General features: G+C 43.5%; 7 protein-coding genes. 5 read left to right on the top strand and 2 right to left on the bottom strand.

What is annotated here, in order from left to right:
- Nucleotides 1-10 precede the first annotated feature (10 nt).
- The gene (locus K6969_RS11000) at nt 11-3,130 is read right to left on the bottom strand and encodes a DUF6359 domain-containing protein (RefSeq protein WP_029173242.1); all 3,120 of its coding nucleotides are present in this window, start codon (nt 3,128-3,130) and stop codon (nt 11-13) included.
- Nucleotides 3,131-3,662: 532 nt separating this feature from the next.
- On the bottom strand, nt 3,663-5,894 hold the full coding sequence (gene gshAB, locus K6969_RS10995; protein WP_171942660.1) for a bifunctional glutamate--cysteine ligase GshA/glutathione synthetase GshB: 2,232 nt from the start codon (nt 5,892-5,894) through the stop codon (nt 3,663-3,665).
- A gap of 362 nt (nt 5,895-6,256) precedes the next feature.
- Here gshAB and K6969_RS10990 point away from each other — a divergent pair, with 362 nt between their 5' ends.
- The 5 genes from K6969_RS10990 to rseP all read left to right on the top strand — a co-directional run bounded on the left by K6969_RS10990 (nt 6,257) and on the right by rseP (nt 10,936).
- Nucleotides 6,257-7,549: an adenylosuccinate synthase gene (locus K6969_RS10990; protein ID WP_024377335.1), complete on the top strand. Its 1,293-nt coding sequence runs from the start codon at nt 6,257-6,259 to the stop codon at nt 7,547-7,549.
- A gap of 109 nt (nt 7,550-7,658) precedes the next feature.
- Entirely contained in the window at nt 7,659-7,982 is a 324-nt protein-coding gene (yajC, locus tag K6969_RS10985; protein WP_024377336.1) for a preprotein translocase subunit YajC, read from the top strand.
- A 113-nt stretch (nt 7,983-8,095) separates the two neighbouring features.
- Complete coding sequence (locus K6969_RS10980) at nt 8,096-8,851, top strand: isoprenyl transferase (protein ID WP_013730586.1); 756 nt, start codon at nt 8,096-8,098, stop codon at nt 8,849-8,851.
- A gap of 9 nt (nt 8,852-8,860) precedes the next feature.
- Complete coding sequence (locus K6969_RS10975) at nt 8,861-9,667, top strand: phosphatidate cytidylyltransferase (protein WP_029173110.1); 807 nt, start codon at nt 8,861-8,863, stop codon at nt 9,665-9,667.
- A gap of 9 nt (nt 9,668-9,676) precedes the next feature.
- Nucleotides 9,677-10,936, top strand: a complete 1,260-nt coding sequence (rseP, locus tag K6969_RS10970) for an RIP metalloprotease RseP (protein ID WP_029173111.1) — start codon at nt 9,677-9,679, stop codon at nt 10,934-10,936.
- The last annotated feature ends 548 nt before the right edge of the window (nt 10,937-11,484 follow it).

Here is an 11,484-nt window from a genome sequence, read left to right as displayed (position 1 = left end):
CAAAAAATGATTAGGATTCTTTTTGTTTTTTGACAAGGCAGGCGCTCAAGATTACGAGACCGATTGTGATAAGTACAAAGCTTGTTTCTCCTCCTGTCTTTGGAAGGATTTTCTTTTGACTGTTGTTGGCAGTAGGGGTCACGGTTGTTTGTCCCTTGTCTGTAGCGCCAGAACGGTTATCAGCATTTACAGCTGTTTGATTAGAAGTTGAAAGATTTGTTGGCTTGTTATTGTTGGTCGTACCATTGTCATCACTATTATTGACTGTTCCTGAGTCATCTGTCTGCTTGTCGCTTGGTTCTGGTTGAGTTGGTTCTTGTGCCTTTGTCACGTCCAGTTGTACCAATAGTGGATCGTGGTCAGAAGCTCTGCCATGTTCTTCCATAAAGGCTGAATTGACATGGACCATATCAAAGGCATAGCGGTCCAACAAGTTAGTTGATACTAGCATATTGTCAAGAGACTGATTGTTTCCGTTATAGAAGTAAGAGAAGCGATCGGATGCATCATGACGACTAACGAGGTTAGCCATTCCTCCTGTTTCTAAAATTTCTATGGTTTTAGTAAATTCATAGTCATTGAAGTCGCCTAGCATAACGATATTAGCATTTGGATTTTGAGCTAAGCCTGCTTTTGTAAAGTCAGCGATAGTTTGTGCTAGTATGTGGCGTTTTTCTTCGGACTTGAAGCTGACAGGTTGGATTTTTCCGTAGAGACCATTGTCACCGCGTTTTGAGTTGAGATGGTTGGCAAGGACAACGACTTTCTCGCCGTTGAAGACGAATTCAGCTGCAAGTGTTTTGCGGACAGCTGCCCAAGCAGGGTTGGTTGGGTCGATTCGGCCCAGGCTGAGATTGAGTTCGCCGTTTTCCCATGCAACTGCCTGTGTTGCGGTACCGATTGGTTTGTCAGATAGGTTGACACGTTTTGAGTTGTAGAGGAAGCCGACGCGAATATTGCCTCCTTCCTGTCCGCCGTCTTTGTTGTTTTCAGGAGCAATATCCACATAGGTATATGTTGGTCCGCCGGCTGCTTGAATGGCTGCAATTAGGCGCTCAGCACTCTTACTAGCATCAGTTGTGCCGTCATTTGTAGCACCGTTGTTGTCCTGCACTTCAATCAATCCGATAATATCTGGAGAATGTAGGTCTGAAACAAAGGATTTGGCAATGCGTTGGACTTTAGCGTCTGATGTTGATTTACTGTCAGCAGAAAAGTTTTCGATGTTATAAGAAGCGATAGTCAGCTTGTCATCATTTGGGATAATGGTTGTTGTTTCTGGTTTTGTAGCTCCTTCGTGCAAGGTTGGAAGGGTGCTATCATCTACATAGACTTTATAATTGGTGTAAGAGTAGGTGACTGGTCCAGCGATACGACCGGTGAAATAGTCTCCTGATTTGACGATCTGTTTTCCATTTTTCAAAAGTAGGGGAATGATATTGGTATTATTCCCTTCAGGGCGAAGGTTGACGCCTCCAACATTATTTAAAGGAAGTTGACTAGTGGCAGGAGTGACATAGATTTCCTTGTTTTTTAGTGGACCAAGGATTTTTGCATCATCCACGGCAACCACCATGCCTTCAACGGATTCCCAGAAATCGAGCGCATCTTGTTCTGGATCAAATTGAGCCAAACCGTCGTTGTCAATAATATCTGCTGGGATGGTCCGATCAAGACCAAGGACTATAGGAGATGGTACAGGTGCAGTCCCATCCACAGTTACTTCAGTAGCTCGAATTTGTGTGATGGTTAAGTCTGTTTCCCCACGTTCTGTATAACCTTTTCCGAGGTATTCTTCTACACGTCCTGCGATAGTGACAAGATCTCCTACCTTGACATTTGTTTTTAATTTGTCAGTAAAAATATTAATACCGTCAGATGTTTTGACGTCTCCATCTGGTGTGACATCTTGCACATAGAAGTTATTGGCAGAGGTAACGTAGGTTACTACGACGTTTTTAAGAATCACAGATTGATTGGTTAGAGGTGATTGGTGACTTGCACCTTGAATGTGACCGACTGTTACAGTTTCGGTCTTGCCAGGTGCTGTTTCTGTTGTTGCCTTTTCAACGACTTCAAAATGAGAGAGGTCAAATGGTTTTAATTGTATTTTTCCATTATAGGTGGATAAAATAGCGGTTAGATTAATCTTATCTCCCTTATTGATATGGTTCAAAAGATCAGCCGTTTTGATACCTGTTCGACTATCTAAACGCACATCCACAGTTTGTCCTTCGGAATCAGTTACGGTAAAGGTAGCATTTTGATAGCTATCGCTTTGAATCTCTCCGACAGTCAAGTTTTTTAGAGAAACTAGTGTTGCCTGTGCTTGCGTTGCTAACTGAGCGATGTTTGTTTCTGTAATAGGAGTGTTGAAATTCTCAGAGATAGCCTTGTGGTTGCTAACTGTGGTTAGTTGGAGTTCGCCTTTATACTCACCCAATGTTCCTGTTAATTGGACTGTATCACCAGGCTGATAGCCCAAGGCAGCCCCAGGGTAGATATAGATACCAGCACCGTCAGAATCTTGGAGGTAAAAGCCATTTCCTCCCCAACCGTTTACTAGGCTAATAATTTTACCAGAAACGGTGTACTCTGTTCCTTGTGCACTAGAGCGAACAGTAGCAATCGGTGTAGAAACAAGGTCGCTTGACTCGGTAGTCGTATTTTCACTGGTTGGTGGCTGAACATTAGTAGAAGATGAATCTACGATTTCAATCGCTGTAGCTGGTTTGATTCCAGCTCGCTTCATGTATGTATCGCTAGTTCCTGTGATGCGAACCAATTTTCCGACTAGTTCGGGATGATCAACGAGGTTGAATTGGCTGCGAAGAGGTTCTTTTAGTTGAATAGGGATAGTGTCGGCGGCCGCAGTATCCATGCTTGCACCAAGGGCTAGATTTGTTTTGTTAGTAGCGTCAAAAGCGGTTCCGCTACTATTAAGTGGTGCAATAAGATAGCCTTGTATCGTGACCTCCGACTTGGTTATTGCAAGCGACGGATAATTCTCTATCGCCACTTCAGTAGCGTGCACAGATGGTATGGGCGAAGTGGCAAGACTAAGCAAGAGTCCGGCTGTTACCGCTACAGACCCTACGGTATAGAAGAGAGAACGGTTTCTAATTTTCATATAAAACTCCTTTTTGTTATATATGGACGTTATCAAAACGTCTGCAGTTGTTATATATAGTTTAACAAAAAATGAGTTGTTTGGAATACTTTTTTTAGATATAATACGGATATTTTTAAAAATTCAAATGAAATAGTAAAAATACATTAGAAAACAAAATAAATAACGAACGATATAGTGAGATGCTGGAAATTGGTTCATAAAAAGCACCCAGATATAAATGATTATCTTGGTGCCATATTCATTTTATTTAACATTAGTTGGGAGTTTAAAAGGTCTGGGAGACCTTTTAAAGTGGGAGATATAAGCTGACGGCAGTCAGCTCACATAAATTGATGTCTGGGAATAGACTGTTTCAGCTCAACAACTAGAAATAAAGACTTGTTGACGAACTCTTTTTATCTTGGTCGAGTTCTTTCCCACTCCCAGCAACCTGCAGCTATTGAGGCGAACGTGCTTTGCCTTATCTCCGGCCTTCAAAAGTTCCACGAACCTTTGAAGTAAGCACTAACAAAGTAAGGAAAATGGGAAACTATAGCTCTGGAAACAATTTTTTCAAAATCTTCGGCGTAATGCTCTGACCAGGTCCTGCGTAGGTGTAGGTGTGCAGGTACATGGCAGGGTTGAAGTTGAGCTCAATACAGGTACAGTTGGGCTCGTCTTTGCTGGCTGGCTTGGTGCGGTCGGGGATAATCAGATCTACACCGCAGGCCCAAGCTCCCATAGCAGTCGCCATAGCGGCAGCCAGTTGCTTGTAGGACTCGTCCATCTGGTCGGTCATATCGATGGAGTCACCACCCGTTGAGATATTGGAATTGCCACGTAGAAAGGCTTGAATGCCCTCTGGCAAAACTGTATCGGGTGTGTAGCCCTGCTGTTCTAACATGAGTAGCTCGATGTCGCCCAAGTTAATGATTTCCAGCGGTGAACGGTGGTCACGCCCTCGCAGTGGATCTTGGTTTTTTTGGTCCACCAATTCACGGATGGTTGAGCTACCGTCACCCACGACATTGGCTGCGACGCGGAGCAGGACAGCCTCGCACTTGCCGTCCAAGATGAAGAAACGGTACTCGGTTCCCGCCACGAATTCCTCCACGAGCACATGGCTATCTTCCGAAAAGGCGATATCAAGGGCTTTTTCATAGTCTGAAAGGCTGGCAGGCTCTTGGAAGATAGAGATGCCGAGGCCGAAGTTGGTGGACTTTGGTTTGACAACAATAGCAGAGCTGGCTACCTGTCCGTAATACCGCAGGGCCTCTTCCTTGTTAGAAAATTCAGCTCCCGCAGGCACTGGGAAACCAGCCTGGTCCAAAATCTTTTTGGTTACGACCTTGTTGGCCATGGCCAGAGGAATGACGTAGTTATCTTTGGAGGTCATGTTGCCATTTTTGATGTACTCAACATGGTCACCATGCCTGAGCTTGAGAAACTGGTCTTCTTCATCCAAGATCTCGACATGTAAGCCCATTTGAATGGCGTCAAAGAGGATCATCTGGGTGGAGAGTTCCATGTTTTCATAGCCCTTGAGGGCGTATGGGGCTGTCCAAGCATAGTCATGGAAGACTTGTCCCTGCTGCTGACCGAACTTTTCTAGAGACCCATCTTCAACCTGCTCTGCTATTTTTCCGGAAAGGGTCAGACGAGGGTCTTGAAGTGCTGCCTCCACATGTGCAATGAGCTGGCCATAGTAGTCATCCAGTCCAAAGTGTAGAACTATGGCTTTCATGGCCGTCAAGATTGGCGTGGCATCGGCATCGTTAGGTAGAGGTGTGTGTGGGTGACTGAGGGCGATGAGATTGTTAAGTTTATCTGCTTTGGCTAAGGTGTTATCAACATCTGTCGGTTGGTCTAGCCAAAGAAGAGATAAGATAAAGAGGTGGACTGTATCAAGGGTTTCTTGACTAATAGCAAGCGGGTCATAGGGGTTCAGGTCGAAGGACCGGAATTCTAAATAAGAAATCCCCTTGCTGAGGTAGTCACGGCTAGTCTTTGCTCCACGTAGTCGGACGGAAGAGTAAAATTCCTTCTCAGCGGATAGTTGACCAGATTGGACAGCTTGTTCGATGTCGGCCACGTACTGTTGGAGAGAAGAAAAGGAAATATGAACATCATCGGAGTTGACATAGCCGTAGTTGGAGTTGCGGATGGACCGCACGCAGCCAATTTCCTCTGTCAAAAATCCTTTTTCAGCCAGACTACTTGCTCCGTAGAGGTAGGTCAAGAACCAGCGGTAGCGTAGGAAATTCTGAGCCAGCTTGAGATAGAGGGCGTTTTTGAAGGTGATGAGGTCGTCGTAATCGCTCGCTTCAAAGAGTTGCTGGGTCAGGTCCTTGCCGAGCTCGAAGTTGTAGTGGATGCCTGACATAGACTGGAGCAACTTACCATAGCGTTCTGCCAAACCGACACGGTACTGGTACTCGAAGTCGCTCTCCAGTTGAGCAATCTGAATATCATCCGCTGAAATCACAGGTGGCATGGACAGGGGCCAGAGGTATTCCGTTTTTTCCATAGACCGCACCGCTACATCCGTGATAGCTCCGAGGAAACGACGAGCTTCCTTGGTCGAATGAGCCACAGGGGTAATCAGCTCTAGTTGTGGCTCGCTGTAATCGGTCTGGATATAGGGGTGAAAACTGCGTGAGCCCAACGCTTCAGGGTGTGGTGTTTGAGCAACGCGGTTGTCGCTATTTATTCGTAAGGATTCCCGTTCCAAACCAAAGGTGGCTTGGAGGATGGGGCTGTTTTGGGATAATTTCTGTAACATAAGCAATCCGTCCAATTTCTGATAGTGTCTTACACCAATTTTATCTAGTTTATAAAACAAATACAAATTTCTGCTACGTTTCTGGTGAAAAATGTACTAAAAATCACTGAAAGCAAACAAAGACTTCGGATTTCTCTGTTAAAAGCATATTTACACATGTCTACCTCGTGTGTTTAATCGGATTTTTTTGAAATATACTTTAAAAAAATAAAAACATTCGTTATATATGAAATTATTGGAATTTCTTGAAAAAATGTTCGTTTTTTGATAGAATAGTGTGTAAAACGAAACTTGCAGGTGAGATTCCTGCCAGAAGTAGAAGAAAGGCTGGGCTGGTTAGCCAGTTCAGAGAAAGAGTGAATATGACATCAGTAGTTGTTGTAGGAACCCAGTGGGGCGACGAAGGTAAGGGTAAAATTACAGACTTCTTGTCTGCTAATGCTGAAGTAATCGCACGTTATCAAGGTGGTGATAACGCTGGACACACTATCGTTATCGATGGCACGAAGTATAAATTGCACTTGATTCCGTCAGGAATTTTCTTTCCAGAAAAGATTTCTGTAATCGGTAATGGTGTGGTTGTCAATCCAAAATCTTTGGTGAAGGAAATCAACTATCTCCACGATTCAGGTGTGACAACAGATAATTTGCGGATTTCAGACCGCGCACATGTCATCTTGCCTTACCACATCAAATTGGACCAGTTGCAAGAAGAGTCTAAAGGTGAGAATAAGATTGGTACAACCAACAAGGGGATCGGTCCAGCTTACATGGACAAGGCTGCGCGTGTTGGTATCCGTATCGCAGACCTCTTGGACAAGGAGATTTTTGCGGAGCGTTTGAGAACAAACTTGGCTGAGAAAAACCGTTTGTTTGAGAAAATGTATGAGTCAACTCCAATCGAATTCGACGAAATCTTTGAAGAATACTACGCTTATGGCCAGGAAATCAAGAAATATGTAACAGACACATCTGTTATTTTGAACGATGCTTTGGACCAGGGCAAACGTGTCTTGTTTGAAGGTGCGCAAGGGGTTATGTTGGATATTGACCAAGGTACCTATCCATTCGTTACTTCTTCGAACCCAGTTGCTGGTGGTGTGACGATCGGTAGTGGTGTCGGTCCAAGCAAGATTGACAAGGTTGTTGGTGTATGTAAGGCCTACACTAGCCGTGTTGGTGACGGACCATTCCCAACTGAATTGCACGATGAAATCGGAGACCGTATCCGCGAAATCGGTAAGGAATACGGTACGACAACTGGCCGTCCACGCCGTGTCGGTTGGTTTGACTCAGTGGTGATGCGCCATAGCCGCCGTGTGTCAGGTATTACCAATTTGTCCCTCAACTCGATTGACGTTTTGTCAGGTCTTGAGACCTTGAAAATCTGCGTGGCTTATGACTTGGATGGTGAGCGTATTGACCACTACCCCGCAAGTTTGGAGCAACTCAAACGTTGCAAACCAATCTACGAAGAAATGCCAGGTTGGTCTGAAGACATCACAGGTGTACGTAGCCTGGATGAATTGCCAGAAGCGGCTCGCAACTATGTTCGTCGTATCAGCGAATTGGTAGGCGTTCGTATCTCAACCTTCTCAGTAGGACCTGGTCGTGAACAGACCAATATCCTTGAGAGTGTATGGAGCTCAAAATAGTGTGCGAAGACTGAACAAAAGTTCGGTCTTTTTCTGTTTGGTCGAACTTTGCTTTCTTGTCCAGAATTTGATATAATCATGCTTATCAAACAATAAAAGAGGTAAACAAATGGAAGGTTTATTTTTGCCGCTTGTCATGGTTGCCATGATTGGTTTTATGTTCTATTCGCAACGTAAACAACAAAAGCAACGCCAAGAAGCTCTGAGCCAAATTAAAAAAGGCGATGAGATTGTCACTATCGGTGGCTTGTTTGGTATTGTCGATGAAATCGATGACCAAAAAGTAGTTTTGGATGTTGATGGTGTTTACTTGACCTTTGAACGTGGTGCTATTCGTAATCGTGTAGCAAGTTCAGATACTACATCGGCAGTTGTTGAAGAAGTGGCAGTTGAAACGACAGAAGCAACTCCAGAATCTGCAATTGAAGAATAAGGATGAAAAACCGAGGGAAACCTTGGTTTTCTCTTGTTTTAGCCCTGCCTGATTTTTGCTATCCTAGGTAAAAATATGGTATAATGAAACGATTATACAATAAGGAAAATACCATGTTTAAATTTAATTTTAAAAAGAAAGAAAGCATTGAAACAGCAATTGAAGTCCCTAAGCATATCGCTGTGATTATGGATGGCAATGGCCGTTGGGCGAAAAAGCGGATGCAGCCACGTATTATGGGGCATAAGGCTGGTATGGATGCACTGCAAAAGGTTACCAAGACGGCTTCTGATTTGGGAGTAAAGGTGTTAACTGTCTATGCCTTTTCTACAGAAAACTGGTCTCGACCGGAAAAAGAAGTGAAGTTTATCATGAATCTACCTGTGGAGTTTTATGATAAGTATGTTCCTGAACTCCATGCCAATAATGTCAAAATTCAGATGATTGGTGACCATTCAAAACTTCCTGTCCCGACTCTCAATGCGCTTTATAAAGCCGAACAAAAGACAAAGAGTAACACTGGTTTGATTCTCAATTTCGCTCTTAACTATGGCGGTCGTGATGAGGTGACCCGCGCAGTAAAGGCTATTGCGCAAGATGTCTTGGATGCCAAGTTCAATCCTGGAGATATTGATGAGAAATTAATAGCGGATTACCTCTATACAGGAACCTTATCACCAACGTTACGCGATCCCGATCTAGTTATCCGTACAAGTGGTGAACTTCGTCTTAGCAACTTCCTGCCGTGGCAAACAGCTTACAGCGAGCTGTACTTTACAGATATTGCTTGGCCTGATTTTGATGGAGAAGCACTTAAATTAGCGATTAAAGAATACAACCGTCGCCACAGACGTTTTGGCGGTGTATAAGGAGAAGGTATGACAAACGATTTACAGAAACGAGTGATATTTGGTGGCGTTGCTCTAGCTATTTTCATTCCCTTTTTGTTGGCTGGTGGGATGGCATTTCAATTTTTTGTAGGCCTGTTAGCCATCATTGCTACGGCTGAATTGATTAAAATGCATCGCCTAGCACCAAATTCTATCGAGGGTGTCTTAGCTATGTTGGCCAGTTTAGTCTTGGCTCTTCCGCTCCAGAATTATCTGACATTTTTACCGACGGATGGAAATTACACAGCCTACGCCATTGTAGTATTTTTACTGCTTGGTTCGACGGTTTTTAATATCGGTCATTACAACTATTCCGATGTGGTCTTTCCAATTGCATCAAGTTTCTATGTTGGTATCGGCTTTCATAGTTTGATACTGGCTCGTATGGATGGGCTCAATAAAGTCTTCTTTGCCCTCTGTTTAGTCTGGGCAACAGACATTGGTGCCTACTTAATCGGTCGTCAGATTGGTCGGAGAAAATTATTGCCGAAGGTTTCACCGAATAAAACGGTTGAAGGCTTTGTAGGCGGTATTCTTTCTGCGGTGGTAGTTGCTATCATTTTCTTGATTGTCGATAAGTCCTTGTTGGCGGGCTATTCATTTGGCATGATGTTGTTGTTAGTTGTGATTTTCTCGATATTCTCACAATTCGGGGACTTAGTAGAAAGTGCTATTAAACGCCATTTTGGTGTAAAGGATTCTGGAAAAATTATTCCAGGACACGGTGGTATCCTGGATCGTTTTGACGGTATGATTTTTGTCTTTCCAATCATGCACTTCTTTGGATTATTTTAAGGAGGTACTATGAAGGGAATTTTAGCATTTATATTTATATTTGGTGTGATTGTGGTTGTCCATGAATTTGGTCATTTCTACTTTGCCAAGAAAGCTGGTATCCTTGTGAGGGAATTTGCGATTGGGATGGGGCCCAAAATTTTTGCTCATACAGGTAAGGATGGGACACTTTACACCATCCGTATCCTTCCCCTAGGTGGCTATGTTCGAATGGCTGGATGGGGTGAAGATAAGACAGAGATTAAGACAGGTAGTCCTGCCAGCCTCAGCTTGAATGAAGCTGGTGTTGTGACGCGGATTAATTTATCTGGTAAGCAACTGGATAGTCTCAGTTTGCCAATGAATGTAACCAGTTTTGACTTCGAGGAAAAATTGGAAATCACAGGCTTGGTCTTGGAAGAAAGCAAGACCTATAAGGTTGATCACGATGCCACGATTGTAGAGGAAGATGGAACAGAAGTTCGGATTGCTCCACTTGATGTTCAGTATCAAAATGCGACAGTCTGGGGGAAGTTGATAACCAACTTTGCTGGTCCCATGAATAACTTTATTTTAGGGATTCTAATATTTATTCTTTTGTTCTTCATGCAAGGCGGGGTTGCCAACCCATTAAGCAATGCAGTAAGTATTACTGAAGGTGGTGCTTTGCAGGCTGTAGGTGTTGTCACAGGAGACAAGATTCTTTCGGTCAATGGGAACACGACAGACAGCTACACAGAAGTTGCAACGATTATTAGCAAAGCAGCGACAGATGCAACAACAGCCCCAAGCTTTGATTTGGTTGTTGAGCATGATGGGAAAACCCGTCATGTCTCCGTTACTGCCGAACAAGTAGATGGGGCTTATCGAATTGGTATTTCACCGATTTTGAAAACTGGTTTCGTTGATAAGATTATTGGGGGCTTCCAGCAAGCGGGTGCGACAGCAGTTATTGTTGTGACTGCCTTGAAAAACTTGATTGCCAATTTTGATGTTAAGCAATTGGGTGGACCTGTTGCCATTTATTCTGTCAGCAATCAGGCTGCTGCAAATGGTTGGGTTTCAGTCTTTAACCTGATGGCTATGCTATCAATCAATATCGGTATTTTCAATCTTATCCCTATTCCAGCCTTGGATGGTGGGAAGATTGTCATGAACATTCTAGAAGGTATTCGCAGAAAACCACTTAAACCAGAAACAGAATCCTATATCACGCTGGCAGGCGTTGCAATCATGGTTGTCCTCATGCTGGTCGTGACCTGGAATGATATTATGCGTGTATTCTTCTAAATAAAAACTCCAAAAGGAATTGAATGCGTGTGATGCGCAGGATGTTCTGAAAACTAGGAAAAAGAAAGGAACAGAGAGTTTTCAGATTTGAACTCGAGCGTCAGCGAGGGGTTTGAAAAGTTAATTCTTTGTCTTCCAATCAAGTAAACTACGAAAGGGATTGAACACGGGCTGAAACCTGTGCATTCCTGATAAACAAAAGATGAAAGGAATTGACTGCGTGTTAAATGCAGGATGTTCTGAAAAATACGAAAGGAACTGAACACGGGCTGAAACCTGTGCATTCCTGATAAACAAAAGATGAAAGGAATTGACTGCGTGCTAAACGCAGGATATTCTGAAAAAATACGAAAAAGAAAGGAACAGAGAGTTTTCAGATTTGAACTCGAGCGTCAGCGAGGGTTTTGAAAAGTGACTTCTGTGATTTCTAATCAAGTAAACTACGAAAGGAATTGAACACGGGCTAAAACCTGTGTATTCCTGATAAACAAAAGATGAAAGGAACAAAGGAGGTCCGTAATTGAACTCGGTCTAAAAACTCGGAAAAT

It is taken from the genome of Streptococcus suis (assembly GCF_019856455.1).
Taxonomy (GTDB): domain Bacteria; phylum Bacillota; class Bacilli; order Lactobacillales; family Streptococcaceae; genus Streptococcus; species Streptococcus suis_AE.
The sequence above is the reverse complement of the archived record's forward strand: the minus strand, read 5'-3'. Positions and strand labels throughout refer to the sequence as shown.